Genomic DNA, 24,248 nt, shown 5'->3' with positions numbered 1-24,248 from the left:
GATCTCAGTCACAAGCTCGGGGGAGAGACGGCGACTCAAACGCGTAGGCTGCACGACGTGACCAGGCACTGAGAGGCTCGAAGTTCGCTGTTTCAGCAGGAACTGCAGGCGATCCAGCCTTGGTGCCAGGGTGAACGAATTGTTTCGAATGTGAGCCCGTAGGGTCTACCAAATTTGCGTTACTCGAACAAATGACCTGAAGATAACGGTTCAGCTGTTCAACAGAATGAGCACCGGAGATTTCTCCGGTGCTTTTCTGTTGCGCCGTGGCGATGGCTGAATCGCGCACGACCGCGAGAAGCGGTTGGAGCTCGACAGCAACCCCTGCTTGGTGATCATCGTCGTCAACCCAGATTCGCCTGAAGAACGCGGTGAGCAGTTGTCGCTTGATGGAGTCCAAGGCGCCAACGTACAGCGCCTCGGGGCGCTCAAGGACATCGAGGTAGGCCAGTACAGTGTCGGTCCGTGTGCGAAGTTCCTCGTCGGTGGAGCCGAGCTGGTCGCGGATTCGGTTCTTCCGGATCTGAACGTCTTTGAGACGATCGCGTAGCTTGCCAGTTGCGATAGAACCATCTACGGCAAGATCGACCAAACGTTCCTCCTGAGCGTCGAGCTGCTTCAGTTCCTTGCGCAGCCGCTTGAGTTGTTCCGCTTGAGATGAGAGGAGCTGCTCAAGCGCCGCGAGTACCTCCGTTCTCGCGATGGACAGGGTCTCGGGGGGGGGGGGGCTGGAAATGCCGACCGTGCAGACGATGGTGCAAGACCTCCTGCGCCCCGCGACACACGATGAAAGTGGCGTAACACCTGAGATCTACTCGCAGCTGTCCGGTCGAGCACACGCAGTGATGTCGGCTCTCGGAATGTACGTTGGGCCGGACGCCGAGCGGTTCATCCTGCCCAATCAGATTGCCGAGGAACAGACCGCATACCTTTTCGGGAGCACTTGTGTTGTGGCGCATGCCTGGCTGGACAACTTTCACGCGGACTCAGAAGTTCGGCGGAGATGGGTCGAGGCGGGTCGCACGTCCGAAACCAGCCTTCTGCGGCTTAGAACCGCGACCTGAGTCGTTGACCGTCAACTAGGCGATTCAGAGCAACTCGTTCAGGGGCGCTCGAAGCCGAGGTCGTCGATGGAGGCCGCCTTGGTCGAGGCTGCACCTCCTGCCGTAACGGAGACAACGTCGTCAGGACAATCGGTCTCCTCGACCTTGACTTGATCAGCGCCTGTCGCCTGAGTCGCGACAACGCAGATGTATACCTGCGAGCGGTCCTCGCCAGTCCAGTCTGAAGTCACCCCAATACCCTGCAAGATCGCCTTGATCTCAATTTCGTCCGATTGAAACTTCACTGCGTAGACGATGGCACCTCGCTGGGCGCGGGGAGTTTGACCTTCCTGGCCGATGAGTGTCGAGCCGAAGGAGGTCTCGCCGGCCTTCACCGCTGCCACGGCGAGTTCGGCAGTGTCGTATGACTTCGACAGCTCGGCCATTCCGTCTCGCAGTTCGGATGCGGCCCGGGCGAGGTCGCGGTGAGCCGCATCGTCTGCGGATGGTTGGGTACTGCAGCTCGTTAGCGCGAGGGCCATGGCTACCGACGACAACAGCCAGATGCGCGTTCTCATGGGCATGCTCCTGTTGGCGCCGCTACCAACAGAATCACATCGTCGGCAGCGTCAGAGTCTTCAACCGCCCGACGTCGCGAAGGTTGTGACCGGCGAGCCGTTAGCTTCGCAGGCGTCTCGCACGTCGTTCTGGAGCCCACCGAACTCATCGGTTGTCGAGTCGAACTGTGCGCCAGACGGCAGCGCCTCACTAGTCGTCATGTAGTCAGTCAGCCCACTGAGTTCGTCTTGGAGGCCCCAGTCGCGGAACATGTGAATGCCGTCCAAATCTGTCTTGGCTAGGTTGGTCATGGAAACCCACTCTGCCTCCGTGATGCGGCCAGCCCTGAAGTCCGAGTCGGCGCTCTGGAGGTTCGCAAAGATGACGGATACAGCGCCGCAGGTCGTGGCGGTCGCGACTGCCGAACTGGATCCGCCTGGCGTGGTCGTCTGCTCAGGCGACGACGCTGGGGTACAGCCGGCGAGGCTGACGCCGAGGACGACTCCTGCGGACACGACGGCGAGGCGCCGAACGGGCGGGTTGCTCACGATTTCCCCCTGCTGTGATGCGGCCTCGCCGTGCGGGCGGGTAGTGAACCACCCGCCCGCACGGCGAGGGATGTCATTCGAGGCTACTGGTTCGTAGAAATACCCACAGTTCTTCGCATCATTCACGATGCCGCTCGAGTCACCCTTCAGCGCCGGCTCGACGACGTCGCTGATCCATCCCTTCTCCGGATCCTCGACGTACGTCATGTAGTCGGGGAGCGTCGGGAAATCTGCTGAATCATCTTCAACGCCTGTGCCTGCTGCGCCTCGTCGCCGCCCTTCTCGGCCGTCAGGTAGTTGTCCTCCCACGCGCAGAGCCAATAGAACAGGGCGGTCGTCTTGGGCACGCCCTCCTCCATCTTGACGTTCTTCGCGAGCATCTCGTCGGGGAGAGCTTCAGGCCAGGCGATACCCGCCGGGAGAGGAAGTGCGTAGTCCGTCGTCGCCTCCTCGAACACCTCTGACGGTCCGGATCCCCATCGACGTGAAAGCGCTCGGAGAGATCTGTCGTGCGAGTTCGTTTCAGGCATGAGCGATCCTTTCGAGGCGTACTTCGGCCGGCGCGAGGAGCTGGAGGCCCTCTTCGGACGGAGAGTCGACTTGGTGATGACCTCTGCCGTGCAGAATCCGTATTTCGAAGCCTCGGCCGTCGCGGGTGCTGAGGAATCGTATGCGGCCTGAGTCAGCGTCCCTCCTGTGAGACGTGCGAAACGCATGCCATCATGTGATCGAATTCACCGCGGGCCGGACGAGTCGTCCTATCTCAGTGACGATCTTCGCCGCTCCGCGGTCGAGCGGCAGCTGGAGATCATCGGCGAGGCGTTGAACAACCTCCGGAAGTCCGATGGTGAGACGGCGGCAGGGATTCCTGAACTCCCGCGCATCGCCGGGCTTCGAAACGTCCTCGCACACCGGTATGCCGTGGTCGACGACAGCGTCGTCTGGGCAGCGGCCAGCGTCAGAGTTCCTGCGCTGCTCCGACTGACGGACGAATTGCTCGCCTGATTCGTCGAGGGGCCGAACATCTCTTTTTCGCGTCGGCCGGTCACGAACAGTGGGCCTCGCGCGTGCTCAGAGCCTGCCTCGGCGCATACTGGACGCATGGACGACCAAGCGTCTCAGCGCACTCCGCCGGTCGCCGACGTTGACGACGCGGCCATCGAGTCGACGATGCTCCGACTGCTCGGCGAACGGGCCGTCACGTCGTCCATCTGCCCCTCCGACGTCGCTCGGGCGATCGGCGGCGACGATTGGCGCGACCTGATGAAGGACACCCGTCGCGTGGCACGTCGGCTCGTCGGCGACGGACGAGTACAGATCACGCAGGGCGGCGAGGTCGTCGATCCGTTCGTAGTGCGAGGCCCGATCAGGATCCGCTGGACGCGGGAGGACTGAATGCTGGAGGACTGAACGCTGGAGGATCACCGCTCGGGCGGACACCGGCCTCAGCCGGCGATGCCCTTGACACGGTTGTTCCGGGCGTCGTGGGTGAGCTCAGCCAGTCCGAGGGCCTCGAGCAGCGGGGGCAGATACATGCCGAAGCGTCCGCGGTAGCCGTTGCGAAGGCCGTACCAGCCGCCGACCGGGTTGTCCTCCGCGCGGCCCCAGGCCTCCACGGTGCCATCGGCGGCCGACTTCTTCTCGTCGGCGGCTCCGAGCGGCACCCAATCACCCTGTTCGAGCAGCCAGGCGTGGAGGTCGTCGACGGCGCTCGCATGGTACTTCAGCGTGGTTGAACCGACTTGGCAGACGAAGGCGGGCGGAGTCGCCTCGTCATCGCGGTACATCGTGTACGCAGAGCTGCCGGGCGCCGTGATGAGTTCCCACGGCGACTCCTTCGTACCGGTTCCGTCGACCATGATGTGCTCCTTCGTCGTCCCGTGCCCGACCGACACCGGCCGTTCGCCCTCAGTATCCTCTCGCGCCGGGAACCCCGCCATGGATGGCAGTTAGGCTTGAGGCATGACCATCGCCCTCATCCGTCACGGACAGACCGCCTGGAACTTCGAACGACGGCTGCAGGGAACAACGGACATCCCCCTGAACGACACCGGCCGTGAGCAGGCGGCGACGGTCGCTCCGCGGCTCGTCGGCGACTGGGACGTCATCGTCTCCTCGCCCCTCGGCCGTGCCCGCGAGAACGCTCAGATCATCGCCGACGAGCTCGGCCTCGAGCTCGGCCCGGTGTACCCGGATGTCGTCGAGCGCCACTACGGCGACGCGGAGGGCGCGACCGCGGAGATCGTGCGCGAGAACTGGCCGGACAACCAGTACCCGAACCTCGAATCCGAGGAGTCGGTCATCGAGCGTGGGCTCCGCGGCATCGAGGCGATCGCGCGCGACTACCCGGACCAGAACGTCCTCGTGGTCAGCCATGGAACACTCATCCGTCTCACGCTGAGCCACCTGTCCGGATCGGCGATCGCTCCGCTCGAGAACTGCTCGATCTCCACCATCGCGCTCGCCGCCGACGGTTGGTCGCTCGTGGAGGCAGGCCTGTCCCGCACGACGCCGTCGTTGGAGACCGCGCTCAACGGGTCCAGCGCCCGGTGAGTGGCGACGACCTCACCGGCAAGTCCCTCCGCCCGGCGGTCAGTATCGCCTGGCTCATCGGCATCGGCCTGATCGCAGGCTTCCTCTCGGGTCTGTTCGGCGTCGGTGGTGGCATCCTCATCGTGCCGGCCGTCGTGTTCCTGCTCGGCTTCGGGCAGCGCATCGCCGCTGGGACCTCGCTCGCAGCGATCGTCCCCACCTCTCTCGTCGGTGTCATCTCGTATGCCGTGAACGGGTCGGTCGACTGGGTGTCTGCGATCCTGCTGGCGATCGGCGCCATCGCAGGAGCCCAGCTCGGCAGTTACCTCCTGGCGAAACTGCCGAAGCGCGCGCTGCAGTGGGGATTCATCGGGTTCATCCTCGTCGTCGTGGTGTCGCTGTTCCTCATCGTCCCGTCGCGCGCTGCGGAGATCGACCTGAGCGTCGGCACGATCATCGGTCTCATCCTCCTGGGTTTCCTCACCGGCGTGCTCTCGGGCCTCCTCGGCATCGGAGGTGGCGTCGTCGTCGTCCCGATGCTCATCCTGCTGTTCGGCGCGAGCGACCTCATCGCGAAGGGCACGTCGCTGCTCATGATGGTGCCGACAGCGATCTCCGGAACGATCGGCAACGTCCGTCGCGGCAATGTCGATCTGAAGGCCGCGGCGATCATCGGCGTCGCAGCGTGCACGACCACGGCGCTCGGCGCGATCGTCGCCTCGATCGTCCCGCCGTCCGTCGGCAACCTGCTCTTCGCCGCCTTCCTCATCGTCATCGCGATCCGCATGGTCCTGCAGGCGCTCAAGCGACCATGACCCGCGTTGCGCGCGGATGTCACGCGCGCCACCCCTGGCGGTCCACGCACGCCCGGCACTACCCTCGGGCCGTGGGAGTCCGCCACCGGGGCGGCCCGTGAGGGGAGTGCCATGACCAGCCTGGACGACATCCTGGGAACGTTGCCGATCGGCGACATCGCGAAGAAGCTCGGCGTCGACAGTGCGACGGCGGAAGCAGCTGTGAAGCAGGCGCTGCCCGCTCTCGTCGGCGGCCTTGCAGCCAACGCGAAGGACGGCGGTGCCGACTCGATCACGAAGGCCGTCGAACGGCACGGCTCCTCGCTCGTGGAAGGCGGCGTCTCGCTCGACGACGTGGACACGGACGACGGCGAGAAGATCGTCGACAACGTCTTCGGCGCGAAGAAGCCTGAGGTCGTCGCAGCGCTCGGTTCAACGAAGCCCGCTGCAGCCGGCGGCATCAGCCCCGAGCTCATCGGCAAGGTCCTGCCGATCCTCGCACCCATCGTGTTGAGTTTCCTCGCGAAGCAGTTCACGCCGAAGACCACCGGCGAGGCGACCGAGTCCGCTTCGAAGGCGGCGACGGGTGGCGGAGGCATCGGGGACCTGCTCGGTGGACTGCTCGGCGGAGGCGGCTCCGGTTCCGGTGGTGGCGGACTCGGGGACCTGCTGGGCGGACTCGGCGGACTCCTCGGCGGCGGGAAGCGCTGACCTTCTCCGTCCTCTTCATCGACCTTTCTCAGGATGGCTGCGGCGTGTTGTCGCCTGCGCGGCGCCTCCCGTCCAGACTCGCCGACGCCGTCCTGAGACAGGTCAGTGGAGGGAACTCGTTGGAGAAGAGCCGGGCCGGATGCGGTACGCGTGCGGACCCTGACGGGCTCCGGCGGCGGCGGGTAGGCTGGAGGGCGTGTCAGTGAACCCAGAACTGGCGGGCCAGGTCTTCCCGCCCGTCGCCCCGTACCTGGTCGGACGCGAGAAGATCCGCGAGTTCTCGCGGGCCGTCTTCGCGACGAACCCCATCAACCTCGATCCCGAAGCCGCTCGTGCGGCCGGCCACGCGGACGTGGTCGCGCCACCCACCTTCGCCGTGGTCGTGCAGGAGCGCACGCTGGAGCAGCTGCTCGCAGCTCCCGATGCCGGCATCGACTTCAGCAGGGTCGTGCACGGCGACCAACGGTTCGTGCACCACCGCCCGATCGTCGCGGGCGACGAGCTCACCGCGCAGCTCACCGTCACCTCAGTGAAGTCGCTCGGCGGTCACTCGATGGTCACCTGCGACTCGGTCATGACCGATGCCGCCGGTGAGCCGGTCGTCACAGCGACGTCGACGCTCGTGGTGCGAGGGGACGAAAAATGAGCACACTGCAGCCGACCACGGTTCCCGCCCTGCCCGCCGTCGGCGATGTCGTCGCCGAACGCACCGTGCAGCTGAACCGCGACGCCCTGGTGCGTTACGCAGGCGCCTCGGGCGACTTCAACCCGATCCACTATCGCGACGACGTCGCAGCGTCCGTCGGCCTCCCCGGCGTCCTCGCACACGGCATGCTGACGATGGGCATCGCAGCGCAACCGGTCATCGACTGGATCGGTGACCCAGCGCGTGTCCTCGACTACCAGGTGCGCTTCACCCGTCCGGTCGCCGTCGACCCGGAGCACGGCGCTGCGCTGCAGATCATCGCCAAGGCCGGCAAGGTCGACGATGAGGCCCGCACCGTTCGCATCGATCTCACGGTGACGTTCGCCGAGCAGACAGTGCTCGGCAAGGCGCAGCTCGTCGTCAGCTTCGCCTGACGCCCGGAGGACCATGACCGACGCCATCCGTCTCAGCGACCACACGACCTTCGGGGTCGGTGGCGCTGCCGCAGCCTTCGTCGAGTGCACGAGCGAGGACGAACTCGTCGCAGCAGTGCTCGACGTGTGGCGCGCGGAAGAGCCGTGGCTGCTGCTCGGCGGAGGGTCGAACCTCCTCATCGGCGACGAAGACCTCGACGTGACCGTCATCCACGTGGCGAACCGTGGCATCGAGCGGCTCGACGGTGCGGCGCCCGGCCGGGTCCGGATCCGGGTCCAGGCAGGCGAGGGCTGGGACGACCTCGTCGCGTACACGGTCGAGCACGGATGGTCGGGGATCGAGGCGCTGTCGGGAATCCCCGGGTCGTCGGGGGCCGCACCCGTCCAGAACATCGGCGCGTATGGCCAGGAGGTCGTCTCCTCCCTCGTCGCCGTCGACCTTCTCGACGAGGAGACCCATGAGCTCGTGCGAGTGTCGGCCTCGGAGCTCGGCCTCGGGTACCGCACATCGGTGCTGAAGCGCCACGGCGGTGGGGAGCCTGAACGCACCGGCGTCGTCGTCGCGATCGTGCTGGACCTCGACGACGTGGGCGTCGACGGGCTGGCCGCCCCGATCGCATACCAACAGCTCGCCTTCGCGCTCGGCGTCGAGCTCGGCGAACGTGTCGCTCTGGCTCAGGTACGGACGACCGTCCTCGCTCTTCGCGCGTCGAAGGGCATGGTGCTGGACGCAGCAGACCCCGACACCGCGAGCGCGGGGTCGTTCTTCACGAACCCCATCGTCTCCGAGCACGTTGCGCGCACGTTGCCAGGCAATCCGCCGTGGTGGCCGGTCGACCCACCGTCGGACGACGACACCGAGTACGTCTTCGCGCTCGGCGACGTGGTGAACCCGCCACGTCCCGCTCCGCAGATCCGATTGGCGAAGCTCTCCGCCGCGTGGCTGATCGAGCGAGCCGGAATCCGTCGCGGGTACGCGCTCCCGCACTCGCGGGCTGCCGTCTCCGCGAAGCACACGCTCGCGCTCACCAACCGTGGCGGTGCGACGGCTGCGGAGATCGCCGAGCTCGCGCGTTTCGTGCAGGCGCGGGTGCACGCCGAGTTCGGGATCCTGCTGCAGCCGGAGCCGGTGGTCGTCGGCGTCGCCATCTGACGCGACGCCGCGTTCCATTCGCCCATGTCGGTGCGAGCGGGCGTTCGTTCGCCCATACCTGGGCGAACGAACGCGCGGGTCAGGACGCGAAGAGGCGTTGCAGGCGCTGGACGCCCTCGAGGAGCTGGTCGTCGCCGAGCGCGTAGCTGAAGCGGAGGTAGCCGGACGGCCCGAAAGCCTCGCCCGGGACGGCTGCGACTTCGGCCTGGTCGAGCATGAGGTCCGCGAGTTCGAGCGAGGTGGTCGGGGTGACGCCCCCGAACGTGCGCCCGAGGAGCGCGGAGACGTCGGGGTAGACGTAGAACGCACCCTGCGGTGTGGGCGTCTGGAGCCCGTCGATCTTGTTGAGCTCGCTGACGATCAGCTTGCGGCGGCGGTCGAACGCCTCACACATCGTCTCGGCGGCGTCCTGCGGGCCGGTGAGCGCCGCGATCGCCGCACGCTGGGCGATGTTGTTGACGTTGCCGGACAGGTGGGACTGCAGGTTGCCGATCGCCTTGATCGCGTCGGCCGGGCCCACCGTCCAACCGACACGCCAACCGGTCATCGCGTAGGTCTTCGCGACGCCGTTGACGAGCAGGGTCTGCTCGGCGAGTTCTGGCACGGCCTCGACGATGGAGAGCGCCTTGACCGCCTCGCCGGATTCACCCTCGGAGTACGTGAGGTTCTGGTAGATCTCGTCGGAGATGACCCAGATGCCGTGTTCGAGGGCCCACTCGCCGATGGCCTTCGTCTGTTCGGGCGAGTAGACGGAGCCGGTGGGGTTCGACGGGGAGACGAACAGGAGGACCTTCGTGCGCGGCGTGCGCGCGGCCTCGAGCTGCTCGACGGTGACCTGGTAGTTCTGCGAGGCATCGGCGAAGACGTCGACCGCGACGCCGTCTGCCAGTGCGATCACCTCGGGGTAGGTCGTCCAGAACGGCGTCGGCACGATGACCTCGTCGCCCGGGTTGAGCAACACCTGGAACGCTTCGTAGACCGACTGCTTGCCACCGTTGGTGACGATGATGCGGCTCGGGTCGACGGCCAGCCCGGAGTCCCGCAGCGTCTTCTCGGCGATGGCGGCCCGGAGGTCGGGGAGCCCCGCGGCCGGCGTGTACCGGTGCGCCTTCGGGTCGCGGGCGGCGACGAGCGCGGCCTCGACGATGTGCTCGGGGGTGGGGAAGTCGGGTTCGCCGGCGGCATAGGAGATGACCGGTCGGCCCTGAGCCTGGAGCGCCTTCGCTTTCGCGTCGACCTTCAGGGTGGCGGACTCGGCGATCGCGGCGATCTTCGTGGACAGACGGGGCGTGGGAGTCGATTCAGGCACGACTCCGAGCGTACCGAACACGGCATCGCCTGCACAGTATGTGTTGACGACGGTCAGCTGCCTATCGCGCTCGTCTGCCGTCCACCGCGGCGGCTCCCCAGGCCAGACCGATCCCGATGACTGCTGTGGTCGCGAGGACCACCTCGTCTCGGACGATACCGGTCCATCCGGTGTAGCTCAGCCGCTCGATCAGGAAGGGGACTGCCGCGAAGGCGACGAGCAGGCTGAGTGTCGGCCAGGAGCGCCCCCGAACGATCAACCAGACGGCGGTGGCGATGAAGGCCCCGGTAGTGATCGGGAGCGCCGTGTAGACGAGCAGCGTCGGCGTCGCGATGTTGACCGTGGCCGAACCGATGATGTGGGCGCCCAATGCCGCGACGATCACGATGATGGCGGTGAGGCGCCGAGCGAGAGTCGCAGGTGCGAGCAGTGCGCCGGCGAGGAGGACGGCGGCCGCAGTGACGAATTGCAGGACGAGCGACAAGATGATCTCGGTCGCTTCGGCGGGTTGCAGCATGGCGATGGGAAGCTGTGTCCGCATGAGCAGATACCCGCCGAGCAGGACGGCGATCAGCGATGCCCCGTATCGGCCTGACGCACTCCAGAAACGCGGTGCACCTGCCGACGCCGCGATGCCTCCTGAGACGACGATCGACTCGGGGGATGTGGCCTGCGGCGCGATGTTGGTCATACGACCGACTCTACGCGGGAGCCGTCCCGCCGCGCGAGATGAGCCGCATCGTCGTTCGGGCTGCTGTGAACGTCGCAGCAGCCCACAACTCCTGCGGCCGTAAGCGACGGATGGCTACCGAGCCTGGAAAACGGGGTCGGTGCCCCTCCATCGGGCGACCAGCAGGAGTTGTGGGCGGCAAGCGAGTTCACGGGAGGTCGACGAGATACCTGGTGTAGGCCGGGACGGTGAGGAACGTCGGGAACTCGTCGCGCAGGGCGACCTCGCGGAACAGCTCGGCTGCGTCGTCGAAGCGGTCCTCCGGAGTGCGGGGGAGTGAGTGGAGCAGATCCTCCAGGATGCCCTCGACGCGCTCACGGGTGATCCGCTGTCCGTCGTCGGTGGCGACATCCTGGTGGATCCACTGCCAGATCTGCGAGCGACTGATCTCCGCCGTCGCCGCATCCTCCATGAGGCCGTCGATCGCGGCGGCGCCGATCCCGCGCAGCCAGGAATCGAGGTATCGGACCGCGATCGACACGTTGTCCCGGAGTCCGGTGTCCGTGACCGCACGGCCGATGTGGACGTCGAGGAGCTGAGCCGGGGTCACCGACACATCCTCACGCAGGCAGTCGAGCTGGTTGGGGCGCTCACCGAGGACTGCGTCGAACTCGGCCTGCGCGGTGGCGATGAGGTCGGGGTGAGCGACCCAGGTGCCGTCGAAGCCGTCGCCCGCCTCCCGACGCTTGTCGGCCGACACCTTGTCGATGGCGCGAGCGGTCATCTCCGGGTCACGCCGGTTCGGGATGAACGCGGACATGCCGCCGATGGCATGTGCGCCCCGCTTGTGGCAGGTCTGCACGAGCAGCTCGGTGTACGCCCGCATGAACGGCACAGTCATCGTGACCTCACTACGGTCCGGGAGGACGAAGCGCGCTCCGCGACCGCGGTAGTTCTTGATGATGGAGAAGATGTAGTCCCAGCGTCCGGCGTTGAGCCCTGCACAGTGGTCTCGGAGCACGTAGAGGATCTCCTCCATCTCGAACGCCGCTGGCAGGGTCTCGATGAGGACCGTCGCGCGGATGGTGCCGTGCGGCAGCCCGAGCTGTGCCTCCGTGAAGGTGAAGACGTCGTCCCAGAGCTTCGCCTCCTCGCTCGACTCCAGCTTCGCGAGGTAGAAGTAGGGCCCACGGCCGCCATCGATGAGCGACTGCGCGTTGTGGAAGACGTACAGCCCGTAGTCGACGAGACTGCCGGAGGCCGCCATCGCAGCACCGGAACGGTCGATGAAACGCAGGTGCTTCTCCACCAGGTGCCAGCCGCGCGGCCGCATGACGATGGTGGGCGTCTCCGTCGCCGTGACGTGGTACTCCTTGCCCGCCTCGTTGGTGTGGGTGAGCTCACCCCGGATCGCGTCACGGAGCGCCAGTTGACCCTCGATGACGTTCTTCCAGGTGGGGCTCGTGGCGTCCTCCTGGTCGGCGAGCCAGACCTTCGCTCCGGAGTTCAGCGCGTTGATCGTCATCTTCGGATCGGTGGGTCCGGTGATCTCCACGCGTCGGTCCTCAAGGCCCGGGCCGGCGCCGGCGACCCGCCAGGAGTCGTCCGCGCGGATCGCCGCGGTGTCGTCACGGAACCGGGGGTCCCGGCCGTTGCCGATCTCGAAGCGACGCCGCATGCGATCGGCGAGGCGGTCGTGGCGGAGACCCGCGAAGCGCTGGTGCAACTCGGTGAGGAAGGCGAGGGCCCCGGGCGTGAGGATCTCGTCGTAGCGGTCGGCGAGCCGCCCGACGACCTCGATCGCCGGTCCGCTGAGCTGCGTCGGCTTGCGCGTCGGCGTCGTGTCGGGACTGGGTGGTGAGGCGAGCAGGGTGTTCATGGTGTGACTCCGTTTCGAGAAGAGCGGTGGTGTGCGGTTGTCGGTCGCCGAACCTGTCGAGGTGCCCTTCGACAAGCTCAGGGACCGATTGACAAGCTCAGGAACCGATCGATGGGCTCGGGACTGATCAGTGGAACTGCTGTTCCTCGGTCGAGCCGGCGAGGGCGAGGGTGGCGCTGCCGGGGTTGAGGGCGGTGGCGACCAGATCGAAGTAGCCGGTACCGACTTCCCTCTGGTGCCTGGTCGCGGTGTAGCCGCTGGTTTCTGATGCGAACTCAGCCTCCTGGAGTTCGACGTAGGCGCTCATCGCCCGCTTCTTGTAGTCGGAGGCGAGGGTGAACATCGAGTGGTTGAGGGCGTGGAAGCCCGCAAGGGTGATGAACTGGAACGCGTACCCCATCGCAGCCAGTTCTCGCTGGAAAGAGGCGATCTGGGCGTCGTCGAGGTGCGACTTCCAGTTGAACGACGGAGAGCAGTTGTAGGCGAGCTTCTTCCCCGGGAAACGTTCGTGGATCGCCTCGGCGAAGCGACGGGCGAGTTCGAGGTCGGGCTCAGCGGACTCGACCCAGAGGAGGTCCGCGTACTCCGCGTAGGCGAGCCCGCGGGCGAGCACCGGGCCGATGCCGTTCTCGACCTCGTAGAATCCCTCGGGCGTCCGCGTGCCGTTCAGGAAAGGCTGATCGCGCTCGTCGATGTCGCTCGTGAGGAGCGTCGCGGCGAGGGCGTCGGTTCTGGCGATCACGATCGTCGGCACGCCGGCCACGTCGGCCGCGAGCCGGGCGGCGTTGAGCGTCCGGATGTGCTGACTCGTCGGGACGAGGACCTTGCCGCCCATGTGGCCGCACTTCTTCTCGCTCGCGAGCTGGTCCTCCCAGTGCACGCCTGCAGCTCCGGCCTGGATCATCCCGGACATGAGCTCGTAGGCGTTGAGCGGTCCGCCGAAGCCTGCCTCGGCGTCGGCGACGATGGGGGCAAGCCAGTCGACCGTGTCCGAGCCGTCCTCGGCGAACTCGATCTGCTCCGCGCGCAGCAGCGCGTTGTTGATGCGCCGGACGACCGCGGGAACCGAGTTGGCGGGGTAGAGGCTCTGGTCGGGGTAGGTCTGGCCGGACAGGTTCGCGTCGGCGGCGACCTGCCAGCCGGAGAGGTAGATGGCCTTGAGCCCTGCGCGCACCTGCTGGACGGCCTGGTTCCCGGTGAGCGCGCCGAGCGCCGGCACCCACTCCTCCGTGTGGATCAGGTTCCAGAGGTTCTCCGCGCCGCGGCGTGCGAGCGTCGGCTCCTCGCGGATGCCGCCGCGCAGTCGGATGACGTCCTCCGCGGTGTAGTCGCGGCGGATACCGTCCCAGCGAGGGTCGGCGTCCCACTCCTCCTGCAGCTCTGCGGCGGTCTGCGTCTGGTCGCCCGCGCGGAGCGGGGCACGGTGGTCGGCCTGCTGGGTGTCGGGGGTGGTGGCGTCGTTGCTCACGATGGCTCCTGTCGGTCTCGATCGCTGCTGGTCGGTGCAGCTGTGAGAACGATGGTGCGCTCGTTGCGCGGTCGGCGGCGCGGATCGGTCTGCAGAAATAGTTCGGTTCTTCTGTTTGCCAGAACAAGCGGCCCGTGTGAGCATGAACCGTATGACCAGCATCGCCGCTGCTTCACCATTGACCGCGCCTTCCGCCCACGAGCCTGTGGCGCAGGCCGATGCGCTCGTCTTGGGCCGACGAATCCGAGACGCCCGCGTCGCCGCCGGCCTCACCCTCGAAGAGCTCGGTCGCGCGATCGACCGCGCGTCCTCCCAGGCGTCCGCGATCGAGAACGGGCACCGCGAGCCGAGTCTCGCGATGCTCCGCACGATCGCTGCGGCGCTTCGGACCACCGTCGACGAACTGCTTCGCGATGAGGCGCCGAGCGAGCGCGCCGCGCTCGAGATCGCCGTCGAGCGGGCGCAGCGCGGGCCGGTGTTCAGTGCGCTCGGCATCGACCCGATCCGCGTCTCCAAGGGCACCGCCGACGAGACGCTCCGCACCGTGCTCGCCCTCCACGACGAGGTCGCCCGGCTGCACCGTGAACGAGCCGCGACGCCCGAGGAGGCGAGGCGGGCGAACGCGGTGCTCCGAGCGGACATGCGCGCGGCGGACAACTTCTTCCCCGAGCTCGAGGCTGTTGCGAAGGGGCTTCTCGACGCCGTGGGGTACGCGGGCGGGCCGGTGTCGCAGCAGACCGTCGGGGAGATGGCGCAGCACCTCGGGTTCTCGCTCCACTACGTCGGTGATCTGCCGCACTCGACCCGCTCGGTCACCGATCGACGGAACGGCCGGATCTACCTGCCGACCGAGCAATCGGCCTCCCGAGACTCCCGCTCGCCGATCCTGCAGGCGTTCGCCAGTCATCTCTGCGGTCACGAGGAGCCGAGAAACTACGCGGATTTTCTGCGGCAGCGGGTCGAGACCAACTACCTGACCGCAGCGATCCTCCTGCCGGAGCGTGACGCGGTCCGCGTGCTCACCGAGGCGAAGCTCTCGCGTCGGATCTCGATGGAGGATCTCCGCGACGCGTTCGCCGTGTCGTACGAGACGGCCGCGCACCGCTTCACCAACCTGGCGACGAGACACCTCGGCCTCCCGGTGCACTTCATGAAGGTGCACGAGTCCGGCACGATCATCAAGGCGTACGAGAACGACGGCGTGAAGTTCCCGTCTGATGCGCTCGGTGCGGTGGAGGGTTCGCTGGTCTGCCGCAACTGGACGGCGCGGTCGGTGTTCGACGTGGAGGACCGTTTCAGCCCGTGGTATCAGTACACGGACATGGCGACGGGCACCTTCTGGTGCACTTCATGCATCGAGAAGGCGAAGGAGGGGGAGTACTCCGTGAGCGTCGGCGTCCCGTTCGCGCACGTGAAGTGGTTCCGTGGCCGCGACACTCCGCACCGTGCCACCTCGAACTGCCCGGACGAACGCTGCTGCCGTCGTGCGTCGCCGGCGCTCGCCGAACGCTGGGAAGGACGCGCCTGGCCGGCGGCGAGGACGCCGACGAGCCTGCTCGCCGCGTTGCCGACCGGATCGTTCCCGGGGGTCGACCAGGTCGAGGTCTTCGAGTTCCTCGAGGCGCACGCACCCGCCATGTGACCAGGTCCATTCCGGCGGGCTGTTCCGGGGTGGGCCGGCTGCTCGTCGCCCTCCCGGAGGACGACGAGCAGCCTCCTGCTCAGCCCGCGAGGCGCGGGTAGTCCGTGTAGCCCTCGGCTCCGGGGCCGTAGAAGGTCGCCGGGTTCGGCGTGTTCTCCTCGTGCTCTCCGGCCCACCGCTCGATCAGGTCGGGGTTGGCGATGGCCAGGCGGCCGACGGCGACGGCGTCTGCGTGGGATGCGTCGACCAGCCTGATCGCCTCCTCGCGGGTCGTCACGGTGCCGAAGCCGCTGTTGGCGATGAGCTTGCCGCCGAAGTGGTCGCGGAGGTCCTGCACCAGGGCGCCGGCCGGGTCCTCGTGGAGCACGCTCAGGTAGGCGAGACCGAGCGGCGCGAGTGCGTCGAGCAGCGCCTCGTAGGTGGCGCGGACGTCGGCTTCGTCGGTCTCGGCGGTGTCCCCGGCGCCGTTCATCGGCGAGATGCGGATACCGACGCGTGCTGCGCCGACGGCTTCGGCCACGGCCGTGACGACCTCGGCCACGTACGCCGCACGAGTCTCCGGACTGCCCCCGGCGCGGTCCTCGCGCACATTGGAGACGGGCGACAGGAACTGGTGGAGGAGGTAGCCGTTCGCCGCGTGCAGCTCGACGCCGTCGAGACCGGCTTCGATCGCGTTGCGTGCCGCCTGGACGAATTCCTCGCGGACGGTGTCGAGCTCATCGGTGCTGAGCGCGTGCGGGACCGGGTACGGACGCGCACCGCCCGGGGTGCGGACCTCTCCGGCGATGGCGATGGCGCTGGGAGCCACGATGCGGTCGGTGCCGGTGATGTCCGTGTGCGAGACACGCCCACCGTTCATGAGCTGCATGACGATGCGTCCGCCGGCGGCGTGCACTGCGGTCGCGACAGCCCGCCAGCCCTCGACCTGCTCGGGCGTGACGATGCCCGGCTGCCCGGGGTAGGAGCGCGACTCCGCGCTCGGGTACGTGCCCTCGGTGATGATCAGGCCGAGGCCGGCGCGCTGGCTGTAGTGCTCGGCGACGAGGTCGCCGGGGATCCCTGCTCCTCCGGACCGCATGCGGGTGAGCGGTGCCATGACGACGCGGTTGGCGAGCTCGAGGTCGCCGAGTCGGACGGGGGAGAAGAGATCCATGTGGTGGGCCTTTCGGAAGACGGTCGTCGGCGCCGGTGCACGCGGACCACGACGGTAACCCTCCTCGCCTCGTCGGTATTCCATAATGCTTCTGTCACTTGTGGTTCAGACACTTCATCGACTAGAGTCGGAGCGTGCTCGTCGGGCCTTGTCCCCGCAGCCACGGTGGGCACCGAGTGGTGCCGGCGCTTCCGAGGGGGAGGCGTCGGCACCGATCTCGGGCAGGCCTCATCGTGTCCACCCACCGTTCCGCCTGCCGGATGTCACGATGTCCAGATGGCGTCCTTCCCCTTCGGCTTCCGGTCAGACCTCCGCCGCCCCGAGTCCGGGGAGCGCGCCGAGCGGGTCACCTTCGTCGAGCTCTTCTTCGACCTCGTCTTCGTGTTCGCCCTCACGCAGTTGAGTCGCCTGATCGGTGACGACCAGACCCTGATCGGCGCTGTCGAGTCGCTCGTCCTCGTCCTGGCGCTCTGGTGGGTCTGGGTGTCGACGAGCTGGGTCACCAACTGGCTCGACCCTGAACGTCTCGCGGTACGACTCTCACTCATCGGTTTCGCGCTCCTGGCGTTCGTCGCGGCCGTGTCGGTCGCCGAGTCCTTCGGTGACCGTGCGCTCGCTTTCGCGATCGCGTACGTGGTGCTCCAACTGCTGCGGACCGTGTTCATGGTGGCGGCGACCTGGCGCCACGACCGCGACGTGGCGCTGAGCTTCGTGCGCGTCCTCGTCTGGGGTGTGGTGGCCGGTGTCTTCTGGATCGTCGGCGCCGCACTCGACCCGACGTGGCAGCTCGCATTCTGGGTGTGTGCAGTGGTGGTCGAGTACGGAGCGGGCGCGATCGGGTTCCGGCTGCCGGGCGTCCCGCGCTCCCGGGTCGAGAGCTGGGAGGTCTCGGGGGTCCACCTCTCAGAGCGGGCGGCGCTGTTCATCATCATCGCGATCGGGGAGTCGCTGCTCGTGACCGGGTTCGCCTTCGTCGAGCTCGAAGCGACCCCGGACGCCGTCATCGCCCTCCTCAGCGCCTTCGTCTCCGCGGCCGCGCTCTGGTGGTTGTACTTCCACCGGACGGAGGCCGCTGGGCGTCGGGCGGTCGAGGCTGCCAGTGACGAGGGCGGTCGCCTCGGCCGACTCGCGAGATACGGGTACAGCTACGCTCACGTCGTCATCGTCGCAGGCATCGTGCTCGTGTCGGTCGGGGACAAGGAGATCCTGGACAAGCCTGCCGCCTCCGTCGAGCCGTCGGGTGCGATCGTCATCATCGGTGGTCCGACGCTGTATCTGCTCGGACTGCTGCTCTTCCGTTTCGTCGCCGACCGGCGTGTGTCCTCCGCCCACCTCATCGGTCTCACCGCTCTCGCCGGGTGTGTCGTCGTCGCGGCGCTCGTGCCCGCCATCGGTGAACTCGCTCTCGGCTGCCTGTGCACGCTCGTGCTCGTCATCGCCGCTCTCGCGGACACGCTCCTCCCGACGCGGCGTGCTGAGCGCGACGCGGCATGACGGACGAGCGACGGCTCAGGTGACGGTCCGCCACTGGTCGAAGCGCTCGCCGACCCGATCCGACGGCTGTGCTGCCAGGAAGATGAAGAATGCCCAGCCGAAGAGCGGGACCAGGACGATGAGCTGCCACCAGCCGCTGTGATCGGTGTCGTGGAGACGTCGTGCCGCGATCGAGAAGCTCGGGATCAGCGTGGCGAGCCCCCAGGCGCCGGCAGCCACATTCTGGACGCTCCAGGCCGCGCCCTCGGTCACATTGCCGCTCCAGAAACCCGTCCACGCCGGTCCGTCGATGCCGGCGTCGATGAGTCTGCCGCCGACGTTCAGGACGACCACGGCGATCGCGTTCGCCAGCGCCCACCACCAGAACTCACTCCTGCTCGCGCGGCCGGTGAAGAGGCCGTAACGCTGCCAGAAGCGGACGAACGCCTGCTGGAAGGTCGCACCGTACAGCGGCCGGTCGTCGGTCACGGGCGGTGTCGTCGACAGCCCTGGTACTGATTCGCTCACGATTCCCCATCTCGTTCGGCCCTCCACCCAACCAGCTGCGGTCTCCGTTGGGAACCCCTCGGGTGTCGGGGAGCGGCCTGCGTTTTACAGCGGGTCCAGTGTGCCGTACACTTGAAGGAGGTAGTTGAAATCTGCCATGCTTTTCTGCGCCTGTTTTCAGCCTTTCGGGTGAGAATAGAATGCCGAAGAGCACGGACGATTTCGGCCCCTCCGATGCGAAGCCCGACCGGGTGTGGCATTGAAGGGCGGTGGCTCAATTGGTAGAGCAGCGGTCTCCAAAACCGCAGGTTGCAGGTTCAAGTCCTGTCCGCCCTGCGAGTCGGTGCGTATGCACCGGCACACGAAAGGTGTAACGAGTGGCCCCGAAGAGTACCGACACGCCCGGTGAGGACGTCGTCGTCAAGGCGAAGGCGGACCGTGCCGAACGGCGCGGCTTCTTCGCGGGCATCATCCTGTTCCTGAAGCAGGTGGTCGCCGAACTCAAGAAGGTCGTCACGCCGACACGCAAGGAACTCCTCAGCTACACGGCTGTCGTGCTCGTGTTCGTCTGCATCATGATGGCGCTCGTCTACGGCATCGACCTGGTCTTCGCCTGGGTCGTCACGCTGGTGTTCGGCACCGCGAGCTAGTTCCTCCGAGCGTTCCGGCAGCATGGTCGGGCGCTCAGGCTCCACAATCGAAGACGGCGACGCATGTCGCCACGCGCCATGGTCTGGCGCCGCGGCCGGGGTTCACCCGCGAACCGCACAACAGAAACGGAATGGAAATCAGTGTCTGAGCGAAACTCGAACGACGTCGACTGGGCAACCGCTGCCGAGCAGTCCTCGGAGGACGACGAGGCCCAGGAGGGCAACGTGCTCTCGGCCGACGAGCACTCCGTCGACCCCGCTGAGCACAACGCCGTCCACGTCGAAGAGACCGGCGACACCGAGGTCGACCTCGACGCCATGCTCGACGCGATGGCCGAGGCCGTCGACCCCGAAGCCGACGCCGTCGTCGACGACGCCCTCGAGATCGATGAGGCGTCCGAGGTCGAAGCCGCCGCAGAGGCCATCTCCGAAGAAGAGGCCGAACCGGTCGACGAGGAGTCTGCTGAGGCAGCAGAGGAAGACCCGTACGACGCATTCCGCAAGGAACTCCGATTCCTGCCGGGCAAGTGGTACGTCATCCACTCCTACGCCGGGTTCGAGCGCAAGGTGAAGGCCAACATCGAGCAGCGCAAGTCGACGCTCGAGGTCGCCGACTACATCTACCAGGTCGAGGTCCCCATGGAAGACGTGGTCGAGATCAAGAACGGCCAGCGCAAGATGGTCACCCGCGTCCGCATCCCCGGCTACGTCCTGGTCCGCATGGACCTGAACGAGGACAGCTGGTCCGTCGTCCGCCACACCCCTGGTGTCACGGGCTTCGTCGGCAATGCGCACAACCCCACCCCGCTCCGCTTCGAAGAGTCCTTCAACATGCTGAAGTCGCTCGTCGAGGTCAAGGAGACCGCGCCCGCCAAGGGTTCCGGCGTCAAGGGCAGCGCCACGCAGCAGCGTGTCATCCCCGCCGAGGTCGACTTCGAGATCGGCGAGACCATCACGATCAAGGAAGGCTCGTTCGCGGGTTTGCCCGGATCGATCAGCGAGATCAAGCCGGAGAGCGGCAAGCTCACGGTCCTCGTCTCCCTGTTCGAGCGCGAGACCCCCGTCGAGCTCAGCTTCGACCAGGTCACGAAGCTCTAACAGCGCCCACAGTCCACCGCCGCCCGACGGGCGCGCGGGAGAGCGCACATCATCCGATGGCGTTCGAACCCCAGAAGAAGGAAGAAACATGGCACCGAAGAAGAAGGTCACGGGTCTCATCAAGCTGCAGATCCAGGCCGGCGCCGCAAACCCCGCTCCTCCGATCGGCCCCGCCCTCGGTCAGCACGGCGTCAACATCATGGAGTTCTGCAAGGCGTACAACGCGGCCACCGAGTCGCAGCGCGGCAACGTCATCCCCGTCGAGATCACCGTCTACGAGGACCGTTCGTTCACCTTCATCCTGAAGACCCCGCCCGCCGCGGAGCTCATCAAGAAGGCAGCCGGCGTCGCCAAGGGCTCCGGTACCCCGCACACCGTCAAGGTTGCGAAGCTCACCAAGGAGCAGGTCCGTCAGATCGCCGAGCAGAAGGCTCCCGACCTGAACTCGAACGACATCGAGGCCGCGTCGAAGATCATCGCCGGCACCGCCCGCTCCATGGGCATCACCGTCGAGGGCTAAGCAGCCCTTCCGGTACGGGGTTCGCCCCTTCACTCTTTTTCACTTTCGTGGCAGCGCCGGCCAGGCGCAGATGACCACATCTCTCATAGGAGAACGCACATGGCACAGAAGTCGAAGGCCTACCGGGCCGCAGTCGAGAAGATCGAGGCTGACAAGTTCTACACCCCCAACGAGGCAGTCGCCCTCGCCAAGGAGACCGGTTCCGCCAAGTTCAACAGCACCGTCGAGGTCGCCCTCAAGCTCGGTGTCGACCCGCGCAAGGCTGACCAGATGGTCCGCGGCACGGTCATCCTCCCGCACGGCACGGGCAAGACCGCCCGCGTCATCGTCTTCGCGACGGGCCCGGCAGCAGAGGCCGCTCTCGCGGCCGGCGCTGACGAGGTCGGTGGCGACGAGCTCATCGCCAAGGTCGCAGAGGGCTACACGTCCTTCGACTCCGCGGTCTCGACCCCGGAGCTCATGGGTAAGGTCGGTCGTCTCGGTAAGGTCCTCGGTCCCCGTGGCCTCATGCCGAACCCGAAGACCGGCACCGTGACGCCGGACGTGGCCAAGGCCGTCTCCGACATCAAGGGCGGAAAGATCGAGTTCCGCGTCGACAAGCACTCCAACGTGCACTTCGTCGTCGGCAAGGCCTCGTTCGACGCCGCGCAGCTCGAGGAGAACATCAACACCGCGCTCGAGGAGATCGTCCGCCTCAAGCCGTCCTCCTCGAAGGGCCGTTACATCCAGAAGGGCGCCGTGTCGACCACGTTCGGCCCCGGTATCCCGCTGGACGTCAACTCCATCTAGGTTCACCGCACGAAGGCCCGGTCGTCCGAGACGACCGGGCCTTCGTCGTTCGCGGGATACCCTGCCGCGTCGTACGATGCAGGGATGGTCTCCATCCGTATCGCCACGCCCGACGACGCACCCGCGCTCGTGACCCTCGCCGCCGCGACGTTCGCGCTCGCCTGCCCTCCTGGAACTGCGCAGGAGCACATCGATGCGTTCATCGCCGAGCACTTCACGCTGCAGCGGTTCGAGGGCTATCTGAGCGATCCGGCGAGGGCGCTCCTGGTCATGCACGACGACGACGGCACGGCCGCCGGATACACGATGCTCGTGTTCGGCGAACCGACAGACGCCGACGTGCTGGCGGCGATCTCGCGTCGTCCGACGGTCGAGCTCAGCAAGGTGTACGTGCTGCCGGCCAGCCATGGAGGTGGCGTCGCGTCGGCGCTGATGGCATCGACGCTCGAACACGCACGCTCCCGAGGCGTCGCCGCCGTCTGGCTCGGCGTGAACCAGCAGAACGCCAAGGCGATCCGGTTCTACGAGAAGAGCGGATTCGGGGTGGTCGGCCCGAAGACGTTCTTCGTCGGCACGGAGCGCCACGACGACTTCGTCATGGAGCGGGTGTTCCCGACAGTCGCCCCCTGAGCTTCGAGATCGCGCCCTGAGCGTGTCGACGGGCGGTCACCTGGCCAGCGATGCCCGTCGACCGGCTGAGGGCGCATGGTGCCCGGGAACCGACCGCGTGTGGGCGTCAGCCGTTGGCGACCTTGAGCACGATCTTGCCGCGGGAATGGCCGCCCTCGAGCAGGCCGTGAGCCTGATGGACATCGCACAGCTCGACGACCTGGTCGACGAAGACCTTCACGTCCCCGGACTCCAGGAGCCTGCTGATCGTGTCGAGCGTCGATCCGTCGGGTGCCACCTTGAACGTCGTCGCACGCACGCCCGCCGCACGCGCATCCTCGGCGAGCGTCGGCCATGATCCGGTGGGCGCGTTGATGATGAGTCCACCGGGTCTCAGCACACTGAACGAACGCGTCCCCGTGTCATCGACGGTGTTCCCGATGAGATCGATGACGACGTCGACCTGCGGGATGACGTCTTCGAAGCGCTCGGCCTCATGGTCGACCGCGCGGTGTGCGCCCAGCTCGTGCAACCAGCTGAGGTTGCGGCTGGAACCCGTGGCGTACACCTGCGCGCCGAAGTAGGCGGCGAACTGCACGGCGAAGTGACCGACACCGCCGCTCCCGGCATGGATGAGGATGCGCTGCCCTTCGTGGGCCTTCGCGACATCGACGACCATGCCCCATGCGGTGAGCGCGGCGAGTGGGACCCCTGCCGCTTCGACGTGGGAGAGCGTCGTCGGCTTCCGGGTGAGGCTCAGCGAGGACACCGCGACGTACTCGGCGTAGCTGCCACCCGTCCGTGGGAACGCTGTCATGCCGTAGACCTCGTCGCCGGGGAGGAGGCCTGCTGCCGCGAACGGCGATTCGACGACGATTCCGCTGAAGTCGTGACCGAGGATGGCGGGCATCGAGCCGATCGCGGCGGAGACACCGCGCCCGGAACGCGTCTTGGCATCGATCGGGTTCACGCCGGCGGCGACGACCTTGACGAGGAACTCCGCCATCACCGGTTTCGGGGTCGGGACGGTCTCCATGCGGAACACCTCAGGACTCCCCACCGTGTCGATGACCGCGGCCCGCATGCTCTCCGGTGCCGGCTCCACCGCATCCGCGGTTGTCGCCAGAGACCAGGAGTGTCCGACTCCTTGACGCATCGAGTACTCCTTCGTCGTTCACCCCCGGAGCTCCACCCGGCGGAGGTCGGCTCGGCTACGAGTCTCGCTCCGGCACGTGGTCCGGCTCTGGTCTCATCAAAGCTCCCGAATGAGTCGGGCCTGTTACGGCGGTGTCAATTGGGTGATAACGATTACCGCACTTTGGGGGACACCGGCTCGTGCCGGGGCCGCATCCTGTGGTACTCCATCCGCGAGGCGAGGCGTTCGCCGGGCCGGGGCACGGCTGGTCCGATACAGTTGCGCCATGCGTGCACTGTTCGGAATCATCAGGATCATCGCGGCCGGGGTCATCCTCGCGGCGATCGTCGGACAGCTGATGTACACGCTCTCCTTCGGGGATGCGCCCGCGGACTTCCTCGTGAACTTCTTCAGCTACTTCACGATCCTGTCGAACGCGCTGAGTGCCATCGTGCTGCTGATCGGTGCCTGGTACTGCTTCCGTGTCCGACGCGATCCGGCCTGGTACAACCTCGTCCTCGCCTGCGCGGTCACGTATATGGCGACGACGGGCGTCGTCTACAACCTGCTCCTCCGTGGCATCACTCTGGACCAGGGGCATACGCTGCCATGGTCGAACGAGGTCCTGCACCTCGTCGCCCCGATCTACATGGTGGCCGTGTGGATCGTGACCCCTGGTAAGTCCCGTCTGGAGTGGCGCCAGGTCTGGGCGATCATCGCATTCCCGCTGGTCTGGACGGTGTACACGATGATCCGGGGAGCGGCCGTCGGTTGGTACCCGTACCCGTTCCTGAACCCTGCCCAGCCGGGCGGCATCGGGGCGGTCATCGTCTACATGATCGCGATCGCGGGATTCATCGGTCTCATGGGCTGTGCGGTGACCGCCCTCAGCCGGACCCGGATCCTCCGCGGGTGACGCGCGAGACC

At 66.9% G+C, this 24,248-nt stretch carries 29 protein-coding genes and 1 tRNA gene; 18 read left to right on the top strand and 12 right to left on the bottom strand.

Going from position 1 to position 24,248, the window contains the following annotated elements:
* Positions 1 to 4: 4 nt before the first annotated feature.
* The 4 genes from ABMA10_RS18370 to ABMA10_RS18355 all read right to left on the bottom strand — a co-directional run bounded on the left by ABMA10_RS18370 (position 5) and on the right by ABMA10_RS18355 (position 2,679).
* Positions 5 to 592, bottom strand: a complete 588-nt coding sequence (locus tag ABMA10_RS18370; RefSeq protein ID WP_431030779.1) for a hypothetical protein — start codon at positions 590 to 592, stop codon at positions 5 to 7.
* 510 nt (positions 593 to 1,102) lie between these two features.
* Complete coding sequence (locus tag ABMA10_RS18365; RefSeq protein ID WP_347870635.1) at positions 1,103 to 1,621, bottom strand: hypothetical protein; 519 nt, start codon at positions 1,619 to 1,621, stop codon at positions 1,103 to 1,105.
* A gap of 60 nt (positions 1,622 to 1,681) precedes the next feature.
* Positions 1,682 to 2,356, bottom strand: coding sequence for a hypothetical protein (locus ABMA10_RS18360; protein WP_347870634.1), 675 nt, complete (start codon positions 2,354 to 2,356; stop codon positions 1,682 to 1,684).
* Positions 2,353 to 2,679, bottom strand: coding sequence for a hypothetical protein (locus ABMA10_RS18355; protein WP_347870633.1), 327 nt, complete (start codon positions 2,677 to 2,679; stop codon positions 2,353 to 2,355). The genes ABMA10_RS18360 and ABMA10_RS18355 overlap by 4 nt, the downstream gene beginning before the upstream one ends.
* On the opposite strand from ABMA10_RS18355, the gene ABMA10_RS18350 reads away from it, so the two are divergent.
* From ABMA10_RS18350 to ABMA10_RS18340, 3 genes are all read left to right on the top strand, one after another.
* Positions 2,678 to 2,830 carry a hypothetical protein gene (locus tag ABMA10_RS18350; protein ID WP_347870632.1) on the top strand — a complete coding sequence of 51 codons (153 nt, stop codon included), beginning with the start codon at positions 2,678 to 2,680 and terminating at the stop codon, positions 2,828 to 2,830. The genes ABMA10_RS18355 and ABMA10_RS18350 overlap by 2 nt on opposite strands.
* Positions 2,831 to 2,863: 33 nt before the next feature.
* Complete coding sequence (locus ABMA10_RS18345; protein WP_347870631.1) at positions 2,864 to 3,154, top strand: HepT-like ribonuclease domain-containing protein; 291 nt, start codon at positions 2,864 to 2,866, stop codon at positions 3,152 to 3,154.
* A gap of 96 nt (positions 3,155 to 3,250) precedes the next feature.
* Entirely contained in the window at positions 3,251 to 3,544 is a 294-nt protein-coding gene (locus ABMA10_RS18340) for a DUF3253 domain-containing protein (protein ID WP_347870630.1), read from the top strand.
* Positions 3,545 to 3,594: 50 nt separating this feature from the next.
* Here the strand turns inward: ABMA10_RS18340 and ABMA10_RS18335 are convergent, their stop codons facing one another.
* Positions 3,595 to 4,008, bottom strand: a complete 414-nt coding sequence (locus ABMA10_RS18335; protein ID WP_347870629.1) for a DUF6855 family protein — start codon at positions 4,006 to 4,008, stop codon at positions 3,595 to 3,597.
* Between the two features lie 103 nt (positions 4,009 to 4,111).
* Here ABMA10_RS18335 and ABMA10_RS18330 point away from each other — a divergent pair, with 103 nt between their 5' ends.
* From ABMA10_RS18330 to ABMA10_RS18305, 6 genes are all read left to right on the top strand, one after another.
* Positions 4,112 to 4,702: a histidine phosphatase family protein gene (locus ABMA10_RS18330; protein ID WP_347870628.1), complete on the top strand. Its 591-nt coding sequence runs from the start codon at positions 4,112 to 4,114 to the stop codon at positions 4,700 to 4,702.
* Complete coding sequence (locus ABMA10_RS18325) at positions 4,699 to 5,496, top strand: sulfite exporter TauE/SafE family protein (protein WP_347870627.1); 798 nt, start codon at positions 4,699 to 4,701, stop codon at positions 5,494 to 5,496. The genes ABMA10_RS18330 and ABMA10_RS18325 overlap by 4 nt, the downstream gene beginning before the upstream one ends.
* A 111-nt stretch (positions 5,497 to 5,607) precedes the next feature.
* Positions 5,608 to 6,186 (top strand): DUF937 domain-containing protein, encoded by a 579-nt coding sequence (locus tag ABMA10_RS18320; RefSeq protein WP_347870626.1) that lies wholly within the window; start codon positions 5,608 to 5,610, stop codon positions 6,184 to 6,186.
* 196 nt (positions 6,187 to 6,382) lie between these two features.
* Positions 6,383 to 6,832, top strand: a complete 450-nt coding sequence (locus ABMA10_RS18315) for a MaoC family dehydratase N-terminal domain-containing protein (protein WP_347870625.1) — start codon at positions 6,383 to 6,385, stop codon at positions 6,830 to 6,832.
* A complete protein-coding gene (locus ABMA10_RS18310; RefSeq protein WP_431030778.1) occupies positions 6,829 to 7,266 on the top strand; it encodes a MaoC family dehydratase in 438 nt (145 codons plus the stop codon). Before ABMA10_RS18315 ends, ABMA10_RS18310 begins: the two co-directional genes overlap by 4 nt.
* Before the next feature lie 13 nt (positions 7,267 to 7,279).
* Positions 7,280 to 8,419 (top strand): UDP-N-acetylmuramate dehydrogenase, encoded by a 1,140-nt coding sequence (locus ABMA10_RS18305; protein ID WP_347870623.1) that lies wholly within the window; start codon positions 7,280 to 7,282, stop codon positions 8,417 to 8,419.
* A gap of 79 nt (positions 8,420 to 8,498) precedes the next feature.
* On the opposite strand, the gene ABMA10_RS18300 is transcribed toward ABMA10_RS18305, so the two are convergent.
* The 4 genes from ABMA10_RS18300 to aceA form a co-directional block, all read right to left on the bottom strand.
* Entirely contained in the window at positions 8,499 to 9,728 is a 1,230-nt protein-coding gene (locus ABMA10_RS18300) for a pyridoxal phosphate-dependent aminotransferase (protein WP_431030777.1), read from the bottom strand.
* Between the two features lie 61 nt (positions 9,729 to 9,789).
* The gene (locus ABMA10_RS18295) at positions 9,790 to 10,419 is read right to left on the bottom strand and encodes a hypothetical protein (protein ID WP_347870621.1); all 630 of its coding nucleotides are present in this window, start codon (positions 10,417 to 10,419) and stop codon (positions 9,790 to 9,792) included.
* 187 nt (positions 10,420 to 10,606) lie between these two features.
* The gene (gene aceB, locus ABMA10_RS18290; protein ID WP_347870620.1) at positions 10,607 to 12,277 is read right to left on the bottom strand and encodes a malate synthase A; all 1,671 of its coding nucleotides are present in this window, start codon (positions 12,275 to 12,277) and stop codon (positions 10,607 to 10,609) included.
* A gap of 127 nt (positions 12,278 to 12,404) precedes the next feature.
* Entirely contained in the window at positions 12,405 to 13,745 is a 1,341-nt protein-coding gene (gene aceA, locus ABMA10_RS18285) for an isocitrate lyase (protein ID WP_347870619.1), read from the bottom strand.
* Between the two features lie 151 nt (positions 13,746 to 13,896).
* Between aceA and ABMA10_RS18280 the strand changes: the two genes are divergently transcribed.
* Positions 13,897 to 15,387 carry a helix-turn-helix domain-containing protein gene (locus ABMA10_RS18280; protein WP_347870618.1) on the top strand — a complete coding sequence of 497 codons (1,491 nt, stop codon included), beginning with the start codon at positions 13,897 to 13,899 and terminating at the stop codon, positions 15,385 to 15,387.
* 79 nt (positions 15,388 to 15,466) lie between these two features.
* On the opposite strand, the gene ABMA10_RS18275 is transcribed toward ABMA10_RS18280, so the two are convergent.
* Positions 15,467 to 16,540 (bottom strand): alkene reductase, encoded by a 1,074-nt coding sequence (locus ABMA10_RS18275; protein ID WP_431030776.1) that lies wholly within the window; start codon positions 16,538 to 16,540, stop codon positions 15,467 to 15,469.
* Positions 16,541 to 16,816: 276 nt separating this feature from the next.
* Between ABMA10_RS18275 and ABMA10_RS18270 the strand changes: the two genes are divergently transcribed.
* A complete protein-coding gene (locus ABMA10_RS18270) occupies positions 16,817 to 18,034 on the top strand; it encodes a low temperature requirement protein A (RefSeq protein WP_347870616.1) in 1,218 nt (405 codons plus the stop codon).
* Positions 18,035 to 18,049: 15 nt separating this feature from the next.
* On the opposite strand, the gene ABMA10_RS18265 is transcribed toward ABMA10_RS18270, so the two are convergent.
* Positions 18,050 to 18,541 carry a DUF805 domain-containing protein gene (locus ABMA10_RS18265; protein ID WP_347870615.1) on the bottom strand — a complete coding sequence of 164 codons (492 nt, stop codon included), beginning with the start codon at positions 18,539 to 18,541 and terminating at the stop codon, positions 18,050 to 18,052.
* A gap of 242 nt (positions 18,542 to 18,783) precedes the next feature.
* Between ABMA10_RS18265 and ABMA10_RS18260 the strand changes: the two genes are divergently transcribed.
* The 6 genes from ABMA10_RS18260 (at position 18,784) to ABMA10_RS18235 (ending at position 22,207) form a co-directional block, all read left to right on the top strand.
* Positions 18,784 to 18,856: transfer RNA gene (locus ABMA10_RS18260), tRNA-Trp, on the top strand.
* Positions 18,857 to 18,897: 41 nt separating this feature from the next.
* Complete coding sequence (secE, locus tag ABMA10_RS18255) at positions 18,898 to 19,170, top strand: preprotein translocase subunit SecE (protein WP_347870614.1); 273 nt, start codon at positions 18,898 to 18,900, stop codon at positions 19,168 to 19,170.
* Between the two features lie 141 nt (positions 19,171 to 19,311).
* Entirely contained in the window at positions 19,312 to 20,268 is a 957-nt protein-coding gene (gene nusG, locus ABMA10_RS18250) for a transcription termination/antitermination protein NusG (RefSeq protein ID WP_347870613.1), read from the top strand.
* Between the two features lie 88 nt (positions 20,269 to 20,356).
* Positions 20,357 to 20,788, top strand: coding sequence for a 50S ribosomal protein L11 (rplK, locus tag ABMA10_RS18245; RefSeq protein WP_347870612.1), 432 nt, complete (start codon positions 20,357 to 20,359; stop codon positions 20,786 to 20,788).
* Between the two features lie 99 nt (positions 20,789 to 20,887).
* Positions 20,888 to 21,577 carry a 50S ribosomal protein L1 gene (rplA, locus tag ABMA10_RS18240; protein WP_347870611.1) on the top strand — a complete coding sequence of 230 codons (690 nt, stop codon included), beginning with the start codon at positions 20,888 to 20,890 and terminating at the stop codon, positions 21,575 to 21,577.
* A gap of 84 nt (positions 21,578 to 21,661) precedes the next feature.
* On the top strand, positions 21,662 to 22,207 hold the full coding sequence (locus ABMA10_RS18235) for a GNAT family N-acetyltransferase (protein WP_347870610.1): 546 nt from the start codon (positions 21,662 to 21,664) through the stop codon (positions 22,205 to 22,207).
* A gap of 106 nt (positions 22,208 to 22,313) precedes the next feature.
* On the opposite strand, the gene ABMA10_RS18230 is transcribed toward ABMA10_RS18235, so the two are convergent.
* Positions 22,314 to 23,270 (bottom strand): NADP-dependent oxidoreductase, encoded by a 957-nt coding sequence (locus ABMA10_RS18230; RefSeq protein WP_347870646.1) that lies wholly within the window; start codon positions 23,268 to 23,270, stop codon positions 22,314 to 22,316.
* A 337-nt stretch (positions 23,271 to 23,607) separates the two neighbouring features.
* Here ABMA10_RS18230 and ABMA10_RS18225 point away from each other — a divergent pair, with 337 nt between their 5' ends.
* On the top strand, positions 23,608 to 24,237 hold the full coding sequence (locus tag ABMA10_RS18225) for a Pr6Pr family membrane protein (protein WP_347870609.1): 630 nt from the start codon (positions 23,608 to 23,610) through the stop codon (positions 24,235 to 24,237).
* Positions 24,238 to 24,248 lie beyond the last annotated feature (11 nt).

This window comes from Plantibacter sp. RU18 (assembly GCF_050613355.1).
GTDB lineage: Bacteria > Actinomycetota > Actinomycetes > Actinomycetales > Microbacteriaceae > Plantibacter.
This window is presented reverse-complemented; position numbering and strand designations above follow the sequence as displayed.